Below are 23046 nucleotides of genomic sequence, written 5' to 3'. Positions count from 1 at the left end.
AAACCCCGGCCACGCGCCGGGGTTTTTCGTTCAGCGTTTGATTTTGAAGTCCACTTCCGAAGGCCGGCCTTCGAGCGCGAGCGTCGCGCGCACGGCCGGGCTTCGGCTCACCACCTTCCCTCTTCGGATCACGGCTGTGCGCGCCGCGCGCAGGCGGATCGCTTCGATCGAATCGCGTGCGTCGAGAATCACGCAATCCGCATTGCATCCCACTTCGATGCCGTAGCCTTCCAGACCGAGGATCTTCGCGGGATTGATCGTCACCGCGTCGAAGCAGGCGCGCATCGCGTCGACGCCGGTCATCTGCGCGACGTGCAGCCCCATATGCGCGACTTCGAGCATGTCGCCGGAGCCCAAGCTGTACCACGGGTCCATCGCGCAGTCGTGGCCGAACGCCACGTCGATGCCCGCCGCCATCAGTTCCGGCACGCGCGTCATGCCGCGCCGCTTCGGGTAGGTGTCCGAACGCCCTTGCAGCGTGATATTGATGAGCGGATTCGCGATCGCCGCGACGCCGGCTTCGCGCATCAGCGGGATCAGCTTGCTGACGTAGTAGTTGTCCATCGAATGCATGGACGTGAGATGCGAGCCGGTCACGCGTCCATGCAGCCCGAGCCGATGCGTTTCCGCCGCGAGCGTTTCGATGTGGCGGGACATCGGATCGTCGGATTCGTCGCAGTGCATGTCCACGCGCAAGCCCTTTTCCGCCGCGAATTCGCACAGCAGCTTCACCGATGCCGCGCCGTCGGCCATCGTGCGTTCGAAGTGCGGAATGCCGCCGACGACATCGACGCCCAGCTCGATCGCCCGCTTCAGGTTGTCGAACGCGCCGGCGCTGCGCAGCACGCCGTCCTGCGGGAACGCGACCAGTTGCAGGTCGAGATACGGCTTCACGCGCCGCTTCACTTCGACGAGCGCTTCGACCGCGAGCAGACGAGGGTCGCAGACATCGACGTGCGAGCGGATCGCGAGCAGACCGCGCGCGACGGCCCAGTCGCAATATTGCAGCGCGCGCTCGACGATCGCTTCCTGCGTCAGTTCGGGCTTCAGTTCACCCCACAGCGCGATGCCTTCCAGCAGCGTCCCCGAAGCGTTCACGCGCGGCAAGCCGTAGGAGAGCGTGGCGTCCATGTGGAAATGCGCGTCGACGAAAGGCGCGGTAACGAGCGAGCCGCCGGCATCGATTTCCTCACGCGCGGTCGCGTCCAGATGCGGCTCGATCGCGGCGATGCGTCCCGCCTCCATGCCGATATCGACGAGTGCGCCCGAGCGAACGAGCGCCGCGCGGCGAATGATGAGATCCATCTGCGAAACCCTCCGACGGTGGCTGTTCGGTGATTGTAGCGAGACAGAAAAGCCGCGAGGTCTTTCGCGCGCTAGAAGCAGCAGACGTGAGAGTTCGAGAAGGCGATGAGCACCACGAGGATGAGCGGCGAGCCAAGGAGCAACAACGCTCCATCGGCCGCTACCGTGACCGGCGTCAGCAAGTACAGCACCTTTCTTCCGTTCAACGGATTCGGTTCGTTGATCTCGACCGCATATGTCTTGCGCAGCAGCTTTCTGTCGACCTTCGACGCATCGAAGCCTTTGGCGCTGTATCGCGTTCCGGTCAGGTAGATCGACCTATACGCAGACGATCGACCGTCTGACCTGAAACCGAGTTGCGCTGCCAGCGCCATCTCGTCGGCGGTCGCGTCGTTCAGTTCCATTTCGATGGTCCCGCTGACACTGCCGTGTTCATCGGCATTGAATCGTCTGATGTCTACCTTCACCTTCGCATCCAACGGTGAATCGAGCAATTCAGCGAAGTGGGCAGGCGCATCGAAAATGTAGTGATACTTTGCGCCGAGGAACACGAGCTTCGCGCCGTCTGCCGAGATCAGCACGCTGTCGATGGATTCCGTGTAAGTCCGGTAATCGCCTTCGCGAATTTCATCGCGCAAGGATTCGGTTATGCAGCCCGACAGGAGTAAAGGCGCCGCCGCTGCGGCCAGAAGGAAGTTTCTTCTTTTCATCGATTTCATCGTGATGATAGGGAACGGCGACAAGCACCGCTCTGTGATTGCTCAATACGGATTGTTGATATTGGCCGCAACGAAACGCTTGCAGTCCATCCACTGAACGCCCGCGCCGCCAAGCTGCTGTTGCAGCCACGGCACCGCCACTTGCGCCTTCGGGTGAATGTCATGGAAAAGAACGATTCCGTGCCGCCAAAGCAGCATCAGCGTCATCACGCGCTGTTTGACTTCATCGGCGCTGACCTTCTCGTTCCAGTCTTGCGAATCGATGTTCCAGAGCGCGACATGCAAGCCCTGCGATGCGAAGAAGTCACCGCTGTCGGCCTTGCGCTGTCCATACGGCGGACGGAAAAGCGGCACGACGCTGTCCGGCAGGTTCGCCCGCACGAGCCCGATGCTGCGCGCAACCGACTCCTGCCACGCAGGCCATGTGCTATGCGAGCGATGCTCCCATCCGTGCGAGCCGACGCACATCCCGCGATAAGCATCCTTCGTCACCGGTGCGCCCGACTGCTGCAAGCGCGCCTGCAATTGCGTGCCGAGCGTGAAGAACACGCCATTCAAACGCGATGCACGCAGCGTTTGCAGCAGCTTGTCGGTGGAACCGTCGCGAGCGGAAGGACCATCGTCGAACGTGAGAAGGAACGTGCGATCGGGCAAGCCGCTGCCGTCGATTTCGCGCGAAGAGTATGTGTCGATCTCACTGCTGATACGCGGAAACAGCGCGGCCAATCGCAGCAGTTCATTCACGTACGTCGCGTGAAACGCGGAGGCTTGCGAGAACCACGCTTGATAGGCGCTGTTTTCCGGTGTATCGAATGAGCGCGCCGCGCGCATGAAACCCGCCTGATCGCGCACCGTCTCGCAAAACGCCGCATCGTTGCCGCAATGCGCCGATGCCGCAATGTAGTTCGCCGTCAGACGCTGCCAATACCGCGCGCGAATGCGATCCACCGACGCGTGATCGAAAGACTTCACCTTCAGGCGCGCCTGTAATTGGCTGTCGCTGAGTCGTTCGGTGTCCGCGAGCGCCTTGCCGAACGCGAGCAATTCGGCGCGTGAGGCACGATCGAAGTCATCGCCGGAAGCGAACGGCGCGGGCCACGTCGCACGGTCGCCGATCGCGACGGCGGACGGCCCGGCTGCTTGCGAACATGCTGCGGCTGCGGCGAGTAGCGTCGTTATGAGGGCTTTCTTGAGCATGGGAAATGACGGTTTCCGGCGCGCGGCCGCGAAGCCAAGGCTGCGAATGGTTATTGACGGGCGAGCTTGCCTTCACCGTCGCCACCTTCGGCCCGCTTGCCAGCGCAATCGCCTTGCGGCTCGCTCCCGGACACACTTAGCATTCCGATGCATCACAGTCGACATCAAAACCGCAAAACCACTCCACGCCGGACGAGCAAGGTAGCCGTAGAACGGCCGCGAGACTTTACACCGCCCCTGCTGCGCCCACTCCGCCCAAGCCAAAATGTTTCATATCGACGGACACAGCAAGCCCGAACGCCTCATGGCGTTATCATTCGTGCTTCGCTCGAAGTCACGCATTCACGAACCACGCACTCGCCGTCCAATGAAAATCGCCACCTGGAACGTCAACTCTCTCAAGGTCCGTCTTCAGCACGTCATCGACTGGCTGCAGCTTTCGCAAGTCGATGTCCTGTGCCTTCAGGAACTGAAACTGCCCGACGAGAAATTTCCGCGCGCCGAACTCGAAGCCGCCGGCTACAAGAGCTGGTTCGCGGGACAGAAGACGTATAACGGCGTCGGCATTCTGGTGCGCGACGGCATCGACGTTCACGATGCGACCGTCGTGCGCAACATCCCCGGCTTCGAAGATTTGCAGCAGCGCGTGATCGCCGCGACGGTCAACGACGTGCGCATCGTGTCCGCCTACTTCCCGAACGGGCAGGCGCCCGGCAGCGAGAAGTTCGCCTACAAGATGCGCTGGCTGGATGCGCTGCGCGAATGGCTGCGCGAAGAAATGAGGCAGTACCCGAAGCTCGCCCTGCTCGGCGACTACAACATCGCGCCCGACGACCGCGACGTGCACGATCCCAAGGCATGGGAAGGCCAGAATCTCGTGTCGCCCGAAGAGCGCGCGCATTTTCTGCAGCTCGTCGGACTGGGCCTGACCGATGCCTTCCGCAAGTTCGAGCAGCCCGAGAAACTCTTCACGTGGTGGGATTACCGGATGATGGCGTTCCGGCGCAACGCGGGGCTGCGCATCGATCACATCCTGCTGTCGGCGGATCTGGCCGAACTGTGCGCGTCATGCGAAGTCGACAAAGTGCCGCGCAAATGGGACCAGCCGTCCGACCACGCGCCGGTCATCGCGAATATCGGCTGCTGATCCCTGCAGGCTCACGCGTCGAGATGCAATTCCTGAATCTTGCGCGTGATCGTGTTGCGGCCGATGCCCAGCCGCTCCGCCGCCTCGACCTTGCGCCCGCGCGTGAAATCGAGCGCCTCGCGAATGACCGCCGCTTCGAAGCGGCGCGCGAGTTCATCCATGACATCGGCGGAATTCTCGCGCAACAGGCGCGCGACTTCCGTGCGCAGTCCGCTTTCCCACACGCTCACCGGCACGCCAGCCGGCGCGGCTGCCGTCGGCGTCGCGCCGACCGTCGATGACCCGTTGACCGCGACGGCGCCATCGGTCGATACCGCGATCGCCTCGGGCGCGTGCTCGTGACGCGCCGTCAGATCGGGCGGCAAGTCCTTCCGCTCGATGACCTGCGCGGGCGCCATCACCGTCAGCCAGTTGCAGAGATTCTCGAGCTGACGCACGTTGCCGGGAAACGGCAGCGACGCGAGATACGCGAGCGCATCGTCCGATACGCGCTTCGGCTCGACACCCAGATCGCGCGCGCTCTTTTGCAGGAAATGGCGCGTGAGCAGCGGAATGTCTTCGCTACGTTCGCGCAGCGCGGGCAGACGCAGGCGAATCACGTTCAGGCGGTGATACAAGTCCTCGCGAAACAAGCCCTGTCTCACGCGCGATTCGAGATTCTGATGCGTCGCCGCGATCACCCGCACGTTCGCCTTCAGCGGATTGTGCCCGCCCACGCGATAAAACTGTCCGTCCGACAGCACGCGCAACAGCCGCGTTTGCAGATCGAACGGCATGTCGCCGATTTCATCGAGAAACAGCGTGCCGTTTTCCGCCTGCTCGAAGCGGCCCTGACGCATCGCCTGCGCGCCCGTGAACGCGCCGCGCTCGTGGCCGAACAGTTCGGACTCCAGCAGATCCTTCGGAATCGCCGCGGTGTTCAGCGCGATGAACGGTCCGTTCGCGCGTGGGCTATGTCGGTGCAAGGCGCGCGCGACAAGCTCCTTTCCGGTGCCTGATTCGCCCGTGATGAGCACGGTCGCCGCCGAATGCGACAGGCGGCCGATCGCGCGGAACATGTCCTGCATCGCGGGCGCCTGGCCGAGCATCTCGGGCGTCTCGGTGACGCGCTCGTCGTAGGCAGCCTCGCCGCGCATGCTTTCGTCGACGGCGCGGCGGATCAGCTCGACCGCCTTGTCCACGTCGAACGGCTTCGCGAGATATTCGAACGCGCCGCCCTGAAACGCGGCGACGGCGCTATCGAGATCGGAGAACGCGGTCATGATGATGACCGGCAGCCCCGGCAGCCGGTCGCGCACGGTTTGCAGCAGTTCGAGCCCCGATCCGCCCGGCATGCGGATATCGGAGACGAGCACTTGCGGGCTTTCGGTTTCGAGCGCGGCGAGCGCGTCGCGGACGCCGGAGAAACTGCGCGTCGTGAAGTTCTCTCGTGCGAGGGCTTTTTCCAGCACCCAGCGGATGGATTGGTCGTCGTCTACTATCCAGATCGGCTTCATATCGTTCGGCGAGAAGTCTTCGTGTGGTTCGGTGTGTGCCCGTCGGAACGGTCAGGCTTCTGGTTGCGCGGCGGCGGTGAAAGGTAGATGGTCCTTGTCGGTCGATGTCGGCGAGTGCCCTCAGTTCCCGAAGGGCAACAGAATGGTGAACTCGGTACAGCCCGGCCTGCTTTCCACTTCGATCAGCCCGTCATGCTGCTGCACGAACGATTGCGTCAGCGTGAGACCGAGACCGCTGCCGTCTTCGCGCCCGGACACGAGCGGAAAAAAGATGCGATCGCGAATTTCGCTGGGAATGCCGGGACCGTTGTCAGTGATATGCAAGTCCAATGCCAGTTTGTGCAGCCGCTTGCCGATGGTCACCTTGCGCGCGATGCGCGTGCGCAGTTCGATCTTCGCGTCGCCTTGCGAGATGCGCTCCTTGAGCGCTTCCGCCGCATTGCGCACGATGTTGAGCACCGCCTGGATCAGTTGTTCCTTGTCGCCGCGCAGGTCGGGCACGCTGACGTCGTAATCGCGCTCGATCGTGAGGCCGCGCGGAAACTCCGCGAGAATCACGGCGCGCACGCGTTCGCACACTTCGTGGATATTCACGTCGCCGACGATATGCGGATGCCGATGCGGCTCCAGCAGCCTGTCGACGAGCGTCTGCAACCGGTCGGACTCCTTGATGATGACCTGCGTGTATTCGCGCAGCTCGTCGCGCTCCAGCGCGCCGAGTTCGAATTCGAGCAGTTGCGCCGCGCCGCGAATGCCGCCGAGCGGATTCTTGATCTCGTGCGCGAGATTTCGGATGAGCTGCTTGTTGACCGCCGTGAGATCGTGAATGCGCTCTTCGCGGTCGGTGCGCAGATGACGCTCGTTCTCGAAGAGTTCGAGCAGCACGTAATCCGTCGCGGCTTCGAGATACGCAACGATCGCGTGAACGTGAACCGACTCGCGTCCGGCGCGGTCGAGCACGGCGTCGAGCCGCGTCGCGTTGAAGCGGTTCTCCGCGATCGACGCGATGGTCGTCGCGAGTTCGTCGGCGTTGGCGAAGAGATCGGGCCAGTGCGTCTGCGTCAATTGCTTGCGCGACAGCTCGAGCATCGATTCCGCCGACGGGTTCGCATACGCGATCCTGAGCGTGCGCTTGTCGAGCACGAGCACGACGGTCGGCAGCGCTTCGAGGCCGGGCAGGAGACCGGTCGCGGCGAGCTGGGCGTCGTCGGAGAGCGCATCGGCGTGACCCTTGCGGGCCTTGATCAGATTCTTTAGCACCATCGAGCAGGAAAAGGGTTGGCCAGCGAGGTCGCTTCTTGAAACTCGATCTTGTTCTACTTGAGTGACGCAAACGCGCATGAGTCACATGCGTCAGCGACGCGACGGCGATTAAAAAAAGGGACGGCGCGCCGTCCCTTTTCGTTGTCGCATCACATCGCGGCGCGCGCTTCATCGAACAGCCATGAATGAAGCGCTGCCGTCATGCTTTACAGCGAGTAGTACATCTCGAACTCGATCGGATGCACCGCCTGACGATAACGCTGCAGCTCGTTGGTCTTCAGTTCGATGTATGCGTCGAGCATCGAATCCGTGAACACGCCGCCGCGCGTCAGGAACTCGCGATCCGCGTCGAGTGCGTCCAGCGCCTGGTCGAGGCCGGCGCACACGGTCGGGATCTTCTTGTCTTCTTCCGGCGGCAGGTCGTACAGATTCTTGTCCGCGGCTTCGCCCGGGTGAACCTTGTTCTGCACGCCGTCGAGACCCGCCATCATCAGCGCGGAGAAGCACAGGTACGGGTTCGCCAGCGGATCCGGGAAGCGCGTTTCGATACGGCGGCCCTTCGGGTTGGAGACGTGCGGAATGCGGATCGATGCCGAACGGTTGCGAGCCGAGTAAGCCAGCTTGACCGGCGCTTCGAAGTGCGGCACGAGGCGCTTGTACGAGTTCGTACCCGGGTTCGTGATCGCGTTCAGCGCGCGCGCATGCTTGATGATCCCGCCGATATAGAACAGCGCGAATTCCGACAGACCAGCGTAACCGTTGCCCGCGAACAGGTTCTGACCGTCCTTCCAGATCGACTGGTGAACGTGCATGCCCGAGCCGTTATCGCCGACGATCGGCTTCGGCATGAACGTCGCCGTCTTGCCGTACGTGTGCGCCACGTTGTGGATGATGTACTTCATCTGCTGCAGCCAGTCCGCGCGCTGAACGAGCGTCGAGAACTTGGTGCCGATTTCGTTCTGGCCCTGGCCCGCCACTTCGTGGTGGTGCACTTCGACCGGAATGCCGATCTGTTCGAGCAGCAGACACATTTCCGAGCGGATGTCCTGGAACGTGTCGACCGGCGCGACCGGGAAGTAGCCGCCCTTCGTGCCCGGACGGTGGCCGGTGTTGCCGCCTTCGAATTCCTTCGCCGACGACCACGGCGCTTCTTCCGAACCGATCTTCACGAACGTGCCCGACTGATCCGTGTTCCACTGCACCGAGTCGAAAATGAAGAACTCGGGTTCCGGACCGAAGAACGCGGTGTCGCCGAGGCCCGAGCTCTTGAGATAGGCTTCCGCGCGCTTCGCGAGCGAACGCGGATCGCGCTCGTAGCCCTTGCCGTCGGCGGGCTCGACCACGTCGCAGGTCAGCACGAGGGTCGATTCTTCGTAGAACGGGTCGATGAAGGCGGTGTCCGCGTCCGGGACGAGCAGCATGTCCGACGCTTCGATGCCCTTCCAGCCGGCGATGGACGAGCCGTCGAAAGCGTGGCCGCTTTCAAATTTGTCATCGTCGAATGCCGATACCGGCACGGAAACGTGTTGTTCTTTGCCGCGCGTGTCGGTGAAGCGGAAATCGACAAACTTGACGTCCTCGTCCTTGACGAGTTGCATGACGTCGGCCACGGATTTACTCATTACCTATCTCCTGATTAACAAAAGTCGGCGAATCGCTCCGCCGCCTCGACCAATTCTGCACTTCCGTTTCAATCGAGGATCAAAAAGCAGCTTCCGTGCCAAGCGCAACAACTTTGCGCTAAGCGCTTGAAGCAGCGTGCATTTTTTTGCTGCATCGTGCGCGGTTCGATCGGCGCGGGTGACAGATCGCCCACGTCGCTCGCACCGAAATAGTGCGTCCCCGCTAGCCCCTCCCTTTGAGCGCACCATTCGCGTGCGTCGGGCGCGCTTCGCACCAATTTGGAGCCTGCGCGTTAGCCATTCGGCCTAGGTTTGCGCCGTCTTCCGCCAAGCTAGAATGAATTATTTCTGCCTCGCGGAGACATCAACCATGAGCACGCTCGAACAACTGTACGACAAGGCAACCCGCCGGGCCGCCGAAAACCACCTCTCCTACGCCGGCGCGCTGCTGCCCGCCGAAGCCTTCGAACTGCTGCAACTCGAACCGAACGCGCGCCTCGTGGACGTCCGCACGCGCGCCGAACTCGACTGGGTCGGCCGTCCGGCCATCAACGGCGAGCAATACGCGCACGTAGAATGGATTCGCTACCCCGGCTCCGTGCCGAATGCTGAGTTTATCGAACAATTACGACAAATCGCCACTCCGGATACGCCGATTCTCTTCCTGTGCCGAAGCGCCGCACGGTCCAAGCTCGCGGCTGTCGCGGCACAGAAGGAAGGTTTCAAAAAGGCCTACGATCTGCTGGAAGGTTTCGAAGGCGACAAGGACGGACAAGGCCACAGGAAGACCGTCTCAGGATGGTGCTTCCGGGGCTTGCCGTGGATGGGCGCGTGAGTCCGCGCTAATGCCTCAATCGGCCTCGTTCAAAAGGCGGCGCACGCGCCGAACGCGTTCTTCATCGACCGGCGCGAGCGACTTGCCATCCACGCGCACGCCGGACCCGAAATGCACCGCGCGCACGCCTGTCGCCGCGACGAACGGCGCGACGGCATCGACCGTGAAGCCCGCGCCCGCGAGCACGGTACAACGCGTCCCCGCCGCGCGTCCGGCGAGCGTTCGCACCGTATCCGCCGCATCGAGCACCGACGATTTGCCGCCCGACGTCAACACGTTCGTCACGGCTTCGAACTTAAGCAGCGTGTCGAACGCGGCGTGCAGGTCGCGCGCCTCGTCGAATGCGCGGTGAAACGTGACCTGCAGGCCATCGGTGGCTTCGATGACGCGCGACAGCCCGTCGGTATCGATATCGCCGTTCGGCGTCAGCATGCCCACGACGATCCCGTTCGCGCCCGTCTTCGCAATCGCGCGGACGTCGCGCAGCATGACCGCATAGTCGTCGGCGTCGTAGACGAACGAGCGGCTGTGGGGCCGCACGATCACGTTCACCGGAATCCGCACCGCTTCCGCGACGGATTCGATGAGCCCGATGCTCGGCGTCAGACCGCCCTCGCCCATCGCCGTGACGAGTTCGATGCGGTTCGCCCCGCCGCGCTCGGCGGCGCGCGCGTCGGCCGCCGTCAGTGCGATGACTTCCAGCAGGGTCATTGCGCGTCCTCCGCCGGCACTTCGACGACTTCGCCGCCGAGCGCGATCACGCCATCGCGCAGAACGTCGAACGCGGCGTTCGCGTGCACCGGATCGCCCTTCACGCCCAGGTCGATATGCGCGCGGGCATAGAGCGCGCCGCGGGCCGCATCGCCGACGCTCGGCAGGCTGAACGCGCGCACGCCTTCAAAACCGCGCTCGATCGCGACCATCAGCGGCGTGATGCGCGATTCCGGCAGCCCGAACACCAGCAGCGAACGTTCGACGTAAGGCGTCGCGTGATGCAGATGCGCGTACCTGGTGTCCAGCACCCACTCGATCATCGGCCACGCCATCACCGGAAAGCCCGGCACGAAGTGATGATCGCCGACCGAAAAGCCCGGAATCTTGTTGTAGCTGTTCGGAATGATCTCGGCACCCTTCGGAAACGTGCCCATGTTCAGCCGATGTAGATTCTCAGGCGATTCCAGATCGACGGGCTTGCCGGCCTGCTCGGCCGTATCGCGGATACGCGCGCGGATCAGTTCCGCCGCCTCCGGATGCAGTTCGAGCGGCACGCCGAGCGCCTTCGCCGCGCACTGGCGCGTGTGGTCGTCGGGCGTCGCGCCGATGCCGCCGGTCGAAAACACGACATCGCCCGATGCGAACGTGCGCGCGAGCGTCGCGGTGATGCGCGCGGGATCGTCGCCGACGTATTCAGCCCAGTCGAGCGACAAACCGCGCGCGCCCAGCAATTCGATGATTTTCGGCAGATGCTTGTCCGTGCGCCGCCCGGACAAGATTTCGTCGCCGATGATGATGACGCCAATGCCCATGAATGCCCCTTTATTGCTTCAGTGATACGTCGCGGGTCTCGACCGTGATCGCGTCGTAACGCGCCTCGTTGGCCCGCAGCCGCTCGAGCGCGTGTAGGCAGTAATGCGCGAACCACAGCGCGGAAAAGACCAGGATGAACGCGTACGCCCAGATCGTCACGGCGGCGACGACGGGAAATAGCGGCAACAGCCAGACCGACCACGCCCAGAGCATCGTCGGAACGGAACTGAGCAGGCCGCTCACGATGCCGATGGCGAGCAGCGGCCACCGCGAATCGCGCACGATCGCGCGCCGCTCGTCCGCGCTCGCGTGCAGCGCAAGCGCGTCATAAGTCATCACGCGATACGTGAGCCAGCCCCACAGAAGCGGCGGAATCAGCGCGAAAAACGGCGGAATGAGCCAAAGCGGCAAGGTCACGACGAGCGCGACGAGACAGACGATCGTCGTCACCACCGAGTGCCCGAGGCTGCCGTACCACGAGCCGCCGCGCCGCGCTTCGAGCGTGGCGTAATGCCCCGTCGGACGGCGCGTGAGCAGCGTGATGACGCCGGGCATCGAGAGCGTGGCGATCAGCAGCAGGACGGTCACGACGATCAGCGGAATTGTCACGATGACAACGAGAAACGGCGCGATGACCGCATGCAGCGACGAGAACCCGACGGCATCGAACAGGCGATACATCGTCGACGTCAGCGCCCAGCCGTCGAGCAAGCCGTTGGCCGTTCCGGTAAGCGTCTGCCAGAAATACCAGAGGATTGCGCCCCACACGATGGTGGCGACGCCGAACGGCATCAGCGTGAGCCACAGCATGCGCGGGTGAAACACGTTCGCAAGCGCGCGCACGAACGAACGCAGCAAATCATTCATGCGTGATTCGTCGAAAAGAGAGGAAACGACAGGATAAACCAGCGCGCGGGATGCGCGCTGGCAGGTGCGGAAGTGCGGAAAATGTGGACGTCAGAGCGCAGCGGAACGCTTGTCGGAAGCGGCGGCCCGACGCGCTGTGAGGCGCGCGCCGATGCGCTTGAACGCCAGCCAGTGCTGTTCGATGAAGCCGTCGCCGTAGTGGACCGGCGCGACGCCCGGTGCGCCGAGCTGGTCGCGGATGCCGGTCGGCTCGACAGTGCGGTCGAACGAGGCCGAGCGGAACAGGATGTCCCAGAACGAAAACAGCACGCCGAAGTTGCAGCCGTACGCGGTGCCTTCGTGGCCGTAGCCGATCGCGTGATGCCGGCGATGAAACGCCGGGCTCACGATCAGCCGGTCGCCGAGCCATCCGAAATGCAGGCGAATGTTCGCGTGCTGCACGCTTTGCATCAGATTGGTGATCGCCACGAGCACGACGAACTGCGACGGCTCCACGCCGATCACGAGCGCGACCGTCGCGAAAAAGCCGGCCTGCAGAATGTCGTCGAGCAGATGGTTGCGGTCGTCGGACCAGAGCGACATCTTCTGCTGGCTGTGATGCACCGCGTGCAGTTCCCACCAGATGCCGAAGCGATGCTCCAGCCGGTGATACCAGTACCCCGCCAGATCCAGCAGCACGAGGTAGATGACGAACGTGACGAGCGGCTGCGTGGTGACGCCGGGCCAGAGATTGTCGATTTCCAGCGTCGGCACGTTGTGAATGCGCAGCCAGCTTTGCAGCGAATCGAAGAGCGGCTGGAACGTGAAGAAGAAGAACAGGTTCAGGATGCCGAGCTTGACGATCCACGTGTACAGCACGTCCACGCGCACGCCCTTGCGATCCGTCCACGTTTCGGCGGGCCGAAAGGCTTCGAGCGGACGCAGGACGGCGTACATCGCCAACACTTCAAGCACGCCGACGATCACCCAGTACAGCGCGTCGTAAGTGTCCTCGTCGTAGTCCATCATGCCGAGCTTGAACAGCAGCGGCTGCACCACATCCACGTAAAGCGTGGTCTGCAGCGCGGAGACGAAACTGTCGAGAGACGAAAGAATGAACTGAAACATGGTGCTCCGTGGAACAGAAACGGGGCCGGGTGAATCGTCGAAACTGCAGCCCTTGGCTCAATCGTAGTACAGGGCGCCCCCGAGCGCCCTGTGCCCTATCCATTCGCCGTCGCCGCCGCCTTCGCCGCGACGCGTCAGGCGCCGTTCGGCGCGGTCACCGGCGCGCGGTTGTAGAAGTAGATGCCGTGCGGCGAACGTCCGACCTTGATGGTCTCGATCAGCTTGCGGTTTGCAAGGTCGATCACGCCGACATGCTTCGCGAAGCGGAACGTCACCCAGAGATACTTCTTGTCGGCGGAAAGTTCCATGTCATCCGGTCCGGGCAAGAGACCAGTGATGTTGCCGACGTTCGTGAGCGTCTCTTCGTCGATAATGCTGATGGTGTTCGCCACGCGATTCGAAATCAGCACGTGCCTGCCATCCACGAGCGAACGGAAGTTGTGCGCGCCCTTGCCGGTCGGGATGGTCTTGATGACCTTCTGCGTCGCGAGATCCACCACCGCCACGTAATCCGCGCCCGTCATGCCGACGAGCAGATTCTTGTCGCCCGGCGTGAGCCAGACGCCGGCCGGCACCGGACCGACCTTCATCTTCCATTTCACCGTCTGCGTCGGCAGATCGATCGCCGCGATTTCGCCCGACACCTGCAGCGAAATGAACGCCGTCTTGCTGTCGTTCGTGAACGCGATGTGGCTCGGCATGGTCGCGAGCGGCAGGCGCTTGGCGAGCGTCAGCGCCTTGCCGTCGAAGTGATAAATGTCCAGGCGATCGAGCCGCAGCCCGGTCGAGACGAACCACTTGCGGTCGGGCGAAAAGCCGATCTGATACGGGTCCTCGATGTCCTGCACCCAGCGCTGCAAGCCGCCGGTTTTCGGATCGACGAACATCAGATTATTCGACACCGAATTCGCCACGATCAGCGACGAGTTGTCGGGCGTCGGCATCAGGTGATGCGGCTCCTTGCCCGTCGGCACGGTGCCGACGACCTGATGCGTGTTTTCGTCGATCAGGCTCAGCGTGGCTTCCGCCGAATTGAGCACGATGACGTTGTTGGCGAAAGCCGCGGTGGCGGCGAGCGCTGCGGTCACGGGAACCACGAGACGCGTGGCGCGCGCGGCGGCCGCGCGCAGGCGGCCGGAGAAGAAATTGGAGCGCATGAATTGTTCACGTCGGAAAGCAGGCGTCATTGTAGAACGTTTGCATGCTGCAACACGTTGACTCTGCGGCTCTTTTTGCGCGATAGGATGCGCCGGCGCAAGAAATGCCGCTTTCCGCGGCGCTTTGGCACATCCGGCGCGCGGGGCTACCGCTGCAGCGAATCCCAGACCTTGTGAAGCCGCTTGACCGAAACCGGCATCGGCGTGCGCAATTCCTGCGCGAATAGCGACACGCGCAGTTCCTCGAGCAGCCATCGATATTCGGCGAGCCGTGCATCCGCGACACCGCCGCGCTGCGACATCGCCCGCAGATAGTTCTGCGCGAGCGGCAGAAAATCGGCCGAGAGACGCGCATCGCGGGACGGATCGGCTTTCAGCTTGTCGATGCGCAGCCCGATGCCCTTCAGATAGCGCGGGAAATGCGCGAGCTGCGCGTACGGCGTGTCGATCACGAAACGCTTGCCGATGAGCGCGTTCAATTGCGCCTGCATGTCGGCGTACGCGGCGGGAAACGGCTTCGCCTGCGCGAGCTTTTTCGTCAATGCCGCGTATTCCGCGAGGATCGTCCCCACGAGCCGCGCGATTTCCTGCGCAAGCAGCGTGAGCCGGCCCTTGGCCGCGTCGCGGCGCGCGTGGAAACTTGCGTCGTCGTCGGGCAGCGGGTCTTGCAGGCACGCGCGATCCAGCGCCGTCTCGACGATCTGATCGCGCAATTCATCGGCGGTGCCGAGCGCCATGTATTGCATCGACATTTCGCGCAAGCCCGGCAGATTGCGCTCCAGATAGCGGATCGGCTCGCGCAACTGCAGCGCGAAAAGCCGCCGCAAGCCCGCGCGATGAATCCGCGCCGCTTCCTCGGGCGAATCGAACACTTCGACGTCGCAATGCGTGAGGCGATCCACGAGCGCGGGATAGCCGAAGAGCGTCTGCCCGCGACGGCGAATCTCCAGCAGTTCGGGCAGCTTGCCGAAATTCCACGTCGTTAAGTTTTCGTAGAGCGCGGTGCCCTCGCCAGCTTGCGCCGCCAGCGGCGCCGATTCCGATTCGCCGGACAGTGCATCGAACGCCGCGGCCGAGGTCAGTTTCTGGAACTGCTGCTGCGCCTGCCCACCGAGTTCCGCGCGCAACTGCGCGAGATTGCGGCCCATCGCGAGCTGGCGGCCGTGCTCGTCGATCACCTTGAAGTTCATGAAAAGATGCGCGGGCAGCGTTTCGAGCTTGAAATCCGCGCTTTTCACGGCGATCTGCGTTTCCTCGCGAATATCGGCGATGAGCGCATCGACCAGTCCGCCTGCGCCGAACTTCGGCCCCGAATGACGTTCCGCGAAGCCCGCCGCGTATTCCGGCAGCGGCACGACATGGCGGCGCAGCTTCTGCGGGAGCGACTTCAGCAGCAGTTGCGTCTTTTCCTTGATCATGCCCGGCACGAGCCATTCGACGCGGCGCGCATCGATCTGATTCAGCCCGTACAGCGGCACCGTGAGCGTGACGCCATCGCGCGGCGCGCCCGGCTCGAAGTGATACGACAGCGTCATTTCGATGCCGGACATCGTCATGCGCTTCGGGAAGAGATCGGTCGTGACGCCGGCGGCTTCGTGGCGCATCAGGTCGTCGCGCGAGAGAAAGAGAAGCTTCTCGTTGCCCTCTTTCTTCTGCTCGTCGCGATACCAGCGGTCGAACGCCGCGCCCGTCCAGATGCCGTCGGGAATCAGCGAATCGTAGAAGCCGTAGATGAGTTCGTCGTCGACGAGCACGTCCTGGCGGCGCGACTTGTGCTCCAGCTGCTCGATATCCGCGACCAGCTTGCGGTTGTGCGCGAAGAACGGCAGGCGCGTGTCGAATTCACCTTCGACGAGCGCGCCGCGGATGAACAGCTCGCGCGCGTATTTCGGGTCCTGCTTGCCGAAACTCACGCGGCGGCGCGCGTACACGGTCAGCCCGTACAGCGTCGCGCGCTCGTAGGCGACGACCTGTGCGGCCTTCTTCTCCCAGTGCGCGTCCGACAGCGACTTGCGCAGCAGATGCCCGCCGACGGTTTCAAGCCATTCCGGCTCGATCTTCGCGATGGTCCGCGCATACAGACGGCTCGTCTCGACGAGTTCGCCCGCCATCACCCAGCGCCCCGCTTTCTTCAGCAGCGCGGAGCCGGGCCACAGATGGAACTTGATGCCGCGCGCGCCGAGGTAGTGCGGCTCGTCGTCGGCTTTGAGGCCGATATTGCCGAGCAGGCCCGTCAGGAGCGAGAGATGAATCTGCTCGAACGTCGCTTCCGATTCGTTCAGACGCCAGCCCTGTTCGCGCACGACCGTCAGCAATTGCGAATGCACGTCGCGCCATTCGCGCAGCCGCAGATGCGACAGGAAGTTCGCGCGGCAGGCATCGGCGAGTTGCTTGTTCGACTTCTTGTGCGCGACGGCTTCCTCGAACCACTTCCAGATGCGCGTCCATTGCAGGAATTCTGAGCGTTCGTCGACGAACTGCCGATGCGCCTGATCCGCCTGCTCCTGCGCCTCGATCGGCCGGTCGCGCGGATCCTGCACCGACAGCGCCGATGCGATCACGAGCACTTCGGTGAGCGCGTGATGATCGCGCGCGGCGAGAATCATGCGGCCGACGCGCGGATCGAGCGGCAGGCGCGCGAGTTCGCGGCCAAGCGGCGTGAGCGCGTTGTCGTCATCGACGGCGCCGAGTTCGTTCAGCAACTGATAGCCGTCCGCGATCGCGCGTCCCGGCGGCGGCTCGATGAACGGGAACGTTTCGATCGCCGTCAGATGCAGCGACTTCATGCGCAGAATGACCGCCGCGAGCGACGAACGCAAGATTTCGGGATCGGTGAAGCGCGGCCGCGCCTGGAAATCGGCTTCGTCGTAGAGACGGATGCACACGCCGTCCGCCACACGCCCGCAGCGGCCCGCGCGCTGGTTCGCCGCCGCCTGCGACACCGGCTCGATCTGCAACTGCTCGACCTTGTTGCGATACGAATAACGCTTCACGCGCGCCATGCCTGTGTCCACGACATAGCGGATGCCCGGCACCGTCAGCGACGTTTCCGCGACGTTGGTAGCAAGCACGATTCGCCGCGCGTTCGACGGCCTGAACACGCGCTCCTGCTCCTGCGCGGAGAGGCGCGCGAAGAGCGGCAGAATCTCCGTGTGCGGCGGATGATGCTTGCGCAGCGCTTCCGCCGCGTCGCGAATTTCGCGCTCGCCGGGCAGGAACACGAGCACATCGCCGGGACCGACGCGGCAGAGTTCATCGACGGCATCGACGATGCCTTCCATCAGATCGCGGTCCGTCTTGCGGTCGTTGCGTTTCTGCGCCGTGCCCTGCGCGTTCTTGACGGCCTCGCTTTCCTCTTCGATCGGCCGGTAGCGGACTTCCACCGGATACAGCCGCCCGCTCACCTCGATCACCGGCGCGGGCTTTTCATCGCTGCCGAAATGGCGCGCGAAACGCTCGGCGTCGATGGTCGCGGACGTGACGATCAGCTTCAGATCGGGGCGCTTCGGCAGGATTTCCTTCAGATAGCCGAGCAGAAAGTCGATGTTGAGGCTGCGTTCGTGCGCCTCGTCGATGATGATCGTGTCGTAGGCGTTCAGCAGCGGATCGGTTTGCGTTTCCGCGAGCAGGATGCCGTCCGTCATCAGCTTGACCGATGCGCCCGGCGCGAGGTTGTCCGTGAAACGCACCTTGTAGCCGACGACTTCGCCGAACGGCGTGCCGAGTTCTTCCGCGATGCGCCGGCCCGTCGCCGATGCCGCGATGCGGCGCGGCTGCGTATGACCGATCAGGCCGCTGCCGCCCGCGCCGAGGCCGCGTCCGAGCGCAAGGCAGATTTTCGGAAGCTGCGTGGTCTTGCCCGAGCCGGTTTCACCGCTGACGATCACGACCTGATTCGCGTCGATCGCGCGCGCGATTTCCTCGCGTCGGCCAGAGACGGGCAGCGCTTCCGGGAAGCTGATCGGCGGGATCGGGTTCGGGGTAACGACGCGTGGCTCGCGGGGGCGGCGAGCGGGCGCATCGCGGTTCGATGCGCGGGCCCTTTCCGGCGTGGAGTCGTCGGTGCGTGGCTGACGGCGCTGGCCCGGAACCGCGACACGTTCCGCGCGCTCGCTGCGGTCGTTTTCGGGTTTCGAGCGTCTCGCTTCGGACGAATGCGCCTGCGCGCTGCGCGTATCGCGGTTCGGCGCGCGGGCAGTTTGCTGCGCGGCGGCGTCGGGGCGTGGGGCGCGCGGGCTTCGGTCAGCCTTATCGTTGCGATCGACGCTCGCCTCGGTGCGTCGCGCGTCGGACGATTGCTTATCGCGGTTGGGCGCGCGGGAAGTTTCCTGCGCGGAGTTGGCAGTACGCTGGCTGCGGTCGCGTCGTTGCGGTGCTTCCTGCTTGCGATCGACGTTCGCTTGCGTGCGCGGCGCGTCGGCGGCTTGGGTCGGTTGGCTACGCGTATCGCGGTTCGATACTTCAGCGCTTCGCTGTGACGAATCTTTCGCTTGCGACGCATTGCGATCGGTGCGCGAATCGCGATTCTGCACAGATGACTTGCCACGGCTTTCGTGCGACTGCGCGCGTCCGCTCGTCTCGCCGGGAATCACGACCGCCTTCGACCCGACCGCATCTTGCGAACGCATCGACGATTTGCTGCCACCCGCATCGCGAACCGATGACGTCGCGGGCTGCTTCTGCGCATCCCCCGCCCCGGCGAAGCGGCGCGCCGCCAGTTCCTTCTTGCTGAGCCCCTCTTCTTCCGCGCCGGACTTCGCCTCGCGCAAGAGATTCTCACGCAGCTTCTTCAACTGCTCCTGGGTATCGAGGGCTTTATCGGCGGATTGCGGCTTGCCCGGCTGCGCGGGGCGTTTGAAAACATTCGGCATAGCGTCGCATTATAATCCCGGCATGAATTCCCAAACCGACCTCGCCCTCGCGTCGCAGCCGGCTGCAATGGAAGCCGACGCGCCCAATCCCCTCGCCCAGTTCGTCGACTGGATGCGCTCCGTCGCCCCGTATATTCACGCGTTCCGAAACAAGACGTTCGTCGTCGCGTTCGGCGGAGAACTGGTGCAGGAAGGACGGCTGAACGCGCTGGTGCAGGACGTCGGCCTGCTGCACGCCATGGGCATCCACGTCGTGCTCGTGCACGGCTCGCGCCCGCAGCTCGACGAACAGTTGAGCCTGCACGGCGTCGAATCGTCGTTCTCGCATGGGCTTCGCATAACCGATGCCCGCGCGCTCGAATCCGCGAAGGAAGCCGCCGGCGAAGTGCGCCTCGACATCGAGGCCGCGATCAGCCAAGGCTTGCCGAACACGCCGATGGCTCACGCGCACATCAGCGTCGTGTCGGGCAACTTCGTGACGGCGCGGCCGGTCGGCATTCTGGACGGCGTGGATTTCCAGCACACGGGCGTCGTGCGCAAGATCGACGGCGATTCCATCCGCCAGTCGCTCGCGAGCAACAAGCTCGTGCTGCTCTCGTCGCTCGGCTTTTCGCCGACGGGCGAGGCGTTCAATCTGTCGATGGAAGACGTCGCGTCCGCCGCCGCCATCGCGCTGCGCGCCGACAAGATCATCTTCGTCACCGAAATTCCCGGCCTCGTCGATCAGGAAGGCGAGCTCGTGCGCGAAATGTCGCTCGACGACGCGTATCGCCTGCACGAATCCGGCGAGCTTCAGGGCGACACCGCTTTCTATCTGAAGCACGCGATCCGCGCCTGCCGCGGCGGCGTGGCGCGCGCGCACATCATTCCGTACGCGCTCGACGGCAGCGTGCTGCTCGAACTCTTCCTGCACGACGGCGTCGGCACGATGATCTCGTACGAGAACCTCGAAAGCCTGCGCGAAGCCACGCCCGACGACGTCGGCGGCATTCTCACGCTGATCGAGCCGCTCGAATCCGACGGCACGCTCGTGCGGCGCGGGCGTCACCAGATCGAGCGGGATATCGACCACTTTTCGGTCATCGAGCACGACGGCGTGCTCTTCGGCTGCGCGGCGCTTTATCCGTACACCCAGGAGCGCATCGGCGAAATGGCGTGCCTGACGGTCGCGCCGGAAGCGCAAGGCTCGGGCGACGGCGAGCGGCTCCTGAAGCGCATCGAGCAGCGCGCCCGCGCGCGCGGCCTCACGCGCATCTTCGTGCTCACGACGCGCACCGAGCACTGGTTCCTCAAACGCGGCTTCGTGAAAGTCACGGTGGACGATCTGCCCGAAGACCGCCGCCGCCTCTACAACTGGCAGCGCAAGTCGCTCGTGCTGATGAAACAGCTTTGAACACGATTTCCGGACGCGCGCACTCATAAAACGCGTCCCGCACCCGATACAGGAGAAACACACGATGGCCCGAATGATTCAATGCGCAAAGCTCGGCAAGGAAGCCGAGGGACTGGACTTTCCGCCGCTGCCGGGCGAGCTCGGCAAGCGCATCTACGAGACGGTCTCGAAGGAAGCATGGCAAGGCTGGCTCAAGCAGCAGACGATGCTCATCAACGAGAATCGCCTGAACATGGCCGATCCGCGCGCCCGTCAGTATCTGATCAAACAGACCGAAAAGTACTTCTTCGGCGAAGGCGCCGATACCGCTTCCGGCTACGTGCCGCCGCAAAGCTGATCCGGCCTTTGCTTAGACGAAAAACCGACCCGCCGTGGTCGGTTTTTTGTTGGCCGGCGCGTCCGAAATACGTACTAAAAAGTTAAGACGCAACTAGGCCGAATCCTATGTCCCACAAGGGATTCAGCGATGCGCAATGAACCCGTCCGACGGGCCGGTTTGCACATCGTCTGTCATCGTGTTATTATCTCGCTCGTTATCAACAGCAATTCACCATCATTCACGCGCAGGCGGTTGCATCAAGCACTGCGTGGTAGTGACAGTTTTTATACAAAGAGGCTTGTCGGTATTTAGCGTTTTTCGCGCACGCCGGCCTTTTTCGTTCCAAGCCTTGTAGTTTCGCCGACGTAGCGGTTCCACCCGCGGCAGCTCCCCGAGTTCGCCGTCCGCCCGTCAAATTCGTTTGTTTCATCCCGAGTGCAATTTCGCGACTTCCGCCGCGAGGCACCGGCACCGTGCTTGCCATTCGATCTTCCGCTTCGGACTTCCTCGTCCGGCGCGCGAAGAACCATCGTCTTTCGCATCGACGATCCGAATGCGCTGCGGCGCCGTCACGAAACTGCACTATCCGGCAATACGCGCCGCTCGCCGGCGCGCCCGACGCTTTTCGCGAGCCGTTTTCGCGGGAGCGCTGGGCATTTGAACACGGAGTTCTTCACCCTATGACCGCTCTACACGACGGCCTCTGGCGCAAGCGCAGTGCGTCCCAAGCATCGAATGCATCGACCAGTCTCACGCTCGACGACATCACCATCGTCGATCAATCACTTCTCAAGCGCGCCGTCGGCGCCATGGCCATCGGCAACGCGATGGAATGGTTCGACTTCGGCGTGTACAGCTACATCGCCGTGACGCTCGGCAAGGTGTTCTTCCCGTCGAGCAGCCCGACCGCGCAGCTGCTCGCGACCTTCGGCACGTTCGCGGCCGCGTTCCTCGTGCGTCCGCTCGGCGGCATGGTGTTCGGCCCGCTCGGCGACCGCATCGGCCGCAAGCGCGTGCTCGCGATGACGATGATCATGATGGCCATCGGCACGTTCTGTATCGGCCTGATTCCGAGCTACGACACGATCGGCGTGATGGCGCCCGTGCTGCTGCTCGTCGCGCGGCTCGTGCAGGGCTTTTCGACGGGCGGCGAGTACGGCGGCGCAGCGACGTTCATCGCCGAATTCTCGCCGGACAAGAAGCGCGGCTTCATGTCGAGCTTCCTCGAATGCGGCACGCTCGTCGGTTACGTGCTCGGCGCGGGCGTGGTCGCGGTGCTGACCGGCGTGCTGTCGAAGGACGCGCTGCTCGGCTGGGGCTGGCGCATTCCGTTCCTCGTCGCGGGTCCGCTCGGGCTCATCGGCTTGTATATCCGCATGAAGCTCGAAGAGACGCCTGCGTTCCAGCGCGAAGCCGACAAGATGGAAGCGGCCGCGCACGAAACCACGAAGACGCAGTTCCGCGAAACGCTCGTGCAGCAGTGGAAGCCGCTTCTGCAATGCGTCGGCCTCGTGCTGATCTTCAACGTGACCGATTACATGGCGCTGTCGTATCTGCCGAGTTATCTGTCCGCGACGCTCAAGTTCAACGAGACGCATGGCCTCTTCATCGTGCTCGTGGTGATGGTGCTGATGGTGCCGCTCACGCTGCTCGCGGGCCGTCTGTCGGATGCCATCGGCCGCAAGCCGGTGATGCTCGCGGGCTGCGTCGGCTTGTTGGTGCTCTCGATTCCGGCGCTCACGCTGATTCGCGTCGGCACGATGCCGTCGGTTTTCGCGGGCATGATGATTCTCGGCGCGCTGCTTTCGACGTTCACGGGCGTGATGCCCTCCTCGCTGCCCGCGCTCTTCCCGACGAAGATCCGCTACGGCGCGCTCGCGATCGGCTTCAACGTGTCGGTGTCGCTGTTCGGCGGCACGACGCCGCTCGTCACGGCATGGCTCGTCGACAAGACCGGCATGCTGATGATGCCCGCGTACTATCTGATGGGCGCATCGGTGATCGGCATCGTGTCGGTGCTCGCGCTGCACGAAACGGCGAAGAAGCCGCTGAAGGGCTCGCCGCCCGCGGTGGCGTCGCATTCGGAAGCGCATGCGATCCTGCGCGGCCATCGCGAGGCTGCGGAAATGGACGATTCCATGTTCGACAACGCCGCCCGCGCATAAGCGATTTGGGTCGATGTGAAGAAGGGCCGGCGCGTCAAGCGCCGGCCCTTTTTTTG

General features: G+C 63.6%; 17 protein-coding genes. 5 read left to right on the top strand and 12 right to left on the bottom strand.

Annotated elements, in window-relative coordinates; all coding sequences use genetic code 11:
* Positions 1 to 30: 30 nt before the first annotated feature.
* From AWB72_RS05870 to AWB72_RS05860, 3 genes are all read right to left on the bottom strand, one after another.
* Complete coding sequence (locus AWB72_RS05870; RefSeq protein ID WP_040048794.1) at positions 31 to 1305, bottom strand: amidohydrolase family protein; 1275 nt, start codon at positions 1303 to 1305, stop codon at positions 31 to 33.
* Positions 1306 to 1376: 71 nt separating this feature from the next.
* Complete coding sequence (locus AWB72_RS05865) at positions 1377 to 2015, bottom strand: YidX family protein (protein WP_143754579.1); 639 nt, start codon at positions 2013 to 2015, stop codon at positions 1377 to 1379.
* 51 nt (positions 2016 to 2066) lie between these two features.
* Positions 2067 to 3221, bottom strand: coding sequence for a polysaccharide deacetylase family protein (locus tag AWB72_RS05860; protein WP_052449691.1), 1155 nt, complete (start codon positions 3219 to 3221; stop codon positions 2067 to 2069).
* Positions 3222 to 3588: 367 nt separating this feature from the next.
* Here AWB72_RS05860 and xth point away from each other — a divergent pair, with 367 nt between their 5' ends.
* A complete protein-coding gene (xth, locus tag AWB72_RS05855; RefSeq protein WP_040048796.1) occupies positions 3589 to 4368 on the top strand; it encodes an exodeoxyribonuclease III in 780 nt (259 codons plus the stop codon).
* Positions 4369 to 4379: 11 nt separating this feature from the next.
* On the opposite strand, the gene ntrC is transcribed toward xth, so the two are convergent.
* The 3 genes from ntrC to glnA all read right to left on the bottom strand — a co-directional run bounded on the left by ntrC (position 4380) and on the right by glnA (position 8749).
* On the bottom strand, positions 4380 to 5864 hold the full coding sequence (gene ntrC, locus AWB72_RS05850) for a nitrogen regulation protein NR(I) (protein WP_040048797.1): 1485 nt from the start codon (positions 5862 to 5864) through the stop codon (positions 4380 to 4382).
* A 120-nt stretch (positions 5865 to 5984) separates the two neighbouring features.
* Complete coding sequence (glnL, locus tag AWB72_RS05845; RefSeq protein WP_040048798.1) at positions 5985 to 7127, bottom strand: nitrogen regulation protein NR(II); 1143 nt, start codon at positions 7125 to 7127, stop codon at positions 5985 to 5987.
* Positions 7128 to 7333: 206 nt separating this feature from the next.
* Positions 7334 to 8749, bottom strand: coding sequence for a type I glutamate--ammonia ligase (glnA, locus tag AWB72_RS05840; RefSeq protein WP_040048799.1), 1416 nt, complete (start codon positions 8747 to 8749; stop codon positions 7334 to 7336).
* A gap of 370 nt (positions 8750 to 9119) precedes the next feature.
* Here glnA and AWB72_RS05835 point away from each other — a divergent pair, with 370 nt between their 5' ends.
* The gene (locus AWB72_RS05835) at positions 9120 to 9584 is read left to right on the top strand and encodes a rhodanese-like domain-containing protein (RefSeq protein ID WP_040048800.1); all 465 of its coding nucleotides are present in this window, start codon (positions 9120 to 9122) and stop codon (positions 9582 to 9584) included.
* A gap of 15 nt (positions 9585 to 9599) precedes the next feature.
* Here the strand turns inward: AWB72_RS05835 and AWB72_RS05830 are convergent, their stop codons facing one another.
* From AWB72_RS05830 to hrpA, 6 genes are all read right to left on the bottom strand, one after another.
* A complete protein-coding gene (locus tag AWB72_RS05830) occupies positions 9600 to 10295 on the bottom strand; it encodes a copper homeostasis protein CutC (RefSeq protein WP_040048801.1) in 696 nt (231 codons plus the stop codon).
* Positions 10292 to 11110, bottom strand: coding sequence for a competence/damage-inducible protein A (locus AWB72_RS05825; RefSeq protein WP_040048802.1), 819 nt, complete (start codon positions 11108 to 11110; stop codon positions 10292 to 10294). Before AWB72_RS05825 ends, AWB72_RS05830 begins: the two co-directional genes overlap by 4 nt.
* 10 nt (positions 11111 to 11120) lie before the next feature.
* Positions 11121 to 11978 carry an EI24 domain-containing protein gene (locus AWB72_RS05820; RefSeq protein ID WP_087127897.1) on the bottom strand — a complete coding sequence of 286 codons (858 nt, stop codon included), beginning with the start codon at positions 11976 to 11978 and terminating at the stop codon, positions 11121 to 11123.
* Positions 11979 to 12068: 90 nt separating this feature from the next.
* Positions 12069 to 13085: a sterol desaturase family protein gene (locus tag AWB72_RS05815; protein WP_040048804.1), complete on the bottom strand. Its 1017-nt coding sequence runs from the start codon at positions 13083 to 13085 to the stop codon at positions 12069 to 12071.
* A gap of 134 nt (positions 13086 to 13219) precedes the next feature.
* Complete coding sequence (locus AWB72_RS05810; protein ID WP_040048805.1) at positions 13220 to 14242, bottom strand: YVTN family beta-propeller repeat protein; 1023 nt, start codon at positions 14240 to 14242, stop codon at positions 13220 to 13222.
* Between the two features lie 146 nt (positions 14243 to 14388).
* Positions 14389 to 19113, bottom strand: a complete 4725-nt coding sequence (gene hrpA / locus AWB72_RS05805) for an ATP-dependent RNA helicase HrpA (protein WP_084592723.1) — start codon at positions 19111 to 19113, stop codon at positions 14389 to 14391.
* Positions 19114 to 19135: 22 nt separating this feature from the next.
* Here hrpA and argA point away from each other — a divergent pair, with 22 nt between their 5' ends.
* From argA to proP, 3 genes are all read left to right on the top strand, one after another.
* Complete coding sequence (gene argA, locus AWB72_RS05800; RefSeq protein ID WP_040048916.1) at positions 19136 to 20506, top strand: amino-acid N-acetyltransferase; 1371 nt, start codon at positions 19136 to 19138, stop codon at positions 20504 to 20506.
* A gap of 64 nt (positions 20507 to 20570) precedes the next feature.
* Positions 20571 to 20843 (top strand): oxidative damage protection protein, encoded by a 273-nt coding sequence (locus AWB72_RS05795; protein ID WP_040048806.1) that lies wholly within the window; start codon positions 20571 to 20573, stop codon positions 20841 to 20843.
* 662 nt (positions 20844 to 21505) lie between these two features.
* Positions 21506 to 22990, top strand: coding sequence for a glycine betaine/L-proline transporter ProP (gene proP, locus AWB72_RS05785; protein WP_040048808.1), 1485 nt, complete (start codon positions 21506 to 21508; stop codon positions 22988 to 22990).
* Positions 22991 to 23046 lie beyond the last annotated feature (56 nt).

Origin of the sequence: Caballeronia concitans (assembly GCF_001544615.1) — a bacterium.
In the GTDB taxonomy this organism is placed as follows: domain Bacteria; phylum Pseudomonadota; class Gammaproteobacteria; order Burkholderiales; family Burkholderiaceae; genus Caballeronia; species Caballeronia concitans.
The sequence above is the reverse complement of the archived record's forward strand: the minus strand, read 5'-3'. Positions and strand labels throughout refer to the sequence as shown.

What these genes read in the sequence shown, in the direction of transcription:
- AWB72_RS05870 (WP_040048794.1), bottom strand. Translation starts at nt 1,305, where the DNA reads ATGGATCTCATCATTCGCCGCGCGGCGCTCGTTCGCTCGGGCGCACTC.
- AWB72_RS05865 (WP_143754579.1), bottom strand. Translation starts at nt 2,015, where the DNA reads ATGAAAAGAAGAAACTTCCTTCTGGCCGCAGCGGCGGCGCCTTTACTC.
- AWB72_RS05860 (WP_052449691.1), bottom strand. Translation starts at nt 3,221, where the DNA reads ATGCTCAAGAAAGCCCTCATAACGACGCTACTCGCCGCAGCCGCAGCA.
- xth (WP_040048796.1), top strand. Translation starts at nt 3,589, where the DNA reads ATGAAAATCGCCACCTGGAACGTCAACTCTCTCAAGGTCCGTCTTCAG.
- ntrC (WP_040048797.1), bottom strand. Translation starts at nt 5,864, where the DNA reads ATGAAGCCGATCTGGATAGTAGACGACGACCAATCCATCCGCTGGGTG.
- glnL (WP_040048798.1), bottom strand. Translation starts at nt 7,127, where the DNA reads ATGGTGCTAAAGAATCTGATCAAGGCCCGCAAGGGTCACGCCGATGCG.
- glnA (WP_040048799.1), bottom strand. Translation starts at nt 8,749, where the DNA reads ATGAGTAAATCCGTGGCCGACGTCATGCAACTCGTCAAGGACGAGGAC.
- AWB72_RS05835 (WP_040048800.1), top strand. Translation starts at nt 9,120, where the DNA reads ATGAGCACGCTCGAACAACTGTACGACAAGGCAACCCGCCGGGCCGCC.
- AWB72_RS05830 (WP_040048801.1), bottom strand. Translation starts at nt 10,295, where the DNA reads ATGACCCTGCTGGAAGTCATCGCACTGACGGCGGCCGACGCGCGCGCC.
- AWB72_RS05825 (WP_040048802.1), bottom strand. Translation starts at nt 11,110, where the DNA reads ATGGGCATTGGCGTCATCATCATCGGCGACGAAATCTTGTCCGGGCGG.
- AWB72_RS05820 (WP_087127897.1), bottom strand. Translation starts at nt 11,978, where the DNA reads ATGAATGATTTGCTGCGTTCGTTCGTGCGCGCGCTTGCGAACGTGTTT.
- AWB72_RS05815 (WP_040048804.1), bottom strand. Translation starts at nt 13,085, where the DNA reads ATGTTTCAGTTCATTCTTTCGTCTCTCGACAGTTTCGTCTCCGCGCTG.
- AWB72_RS05810 (WP_040048805.1), bottom strand. Translation starts at nt 14,242, where the DNA reads ATGCGCTCCAATTTCTTCTCCGGCCGCCTGCGCGCGGCCGCCGCGCGC.
- hrpA (WP_084592723.1), bottom strand. Translation starts at nt 19,113, where the DNA reads ATGCCGAATGTTTTCAAACGCCCCGCGCAGCCGGGCAAGCCGCAATCC.
- argA (WP_040048916.1), top strand. Translation starts at nt 19,136, where the DNA reads ATGAATTCCCAAACCGACCTCGCCCTCGCGTCGCAGCCGGCTGCAATG.
- AWB72_RS05795 (WP_040048806.1), top strand. Translation starts at nt 20,571, where the DNA reads ATGGCCCGAATGATTCAATGCGCAAAGCTCGGCAAGGAAGCCGAGGGA.
- proP (WP_040048808.1), top strand. Translation starts at nt 21,506, where the DNA reads ATGACCGCTCTACACGACGGCCTCTGGCGCAAGCGCAGTGCGTCCCAA.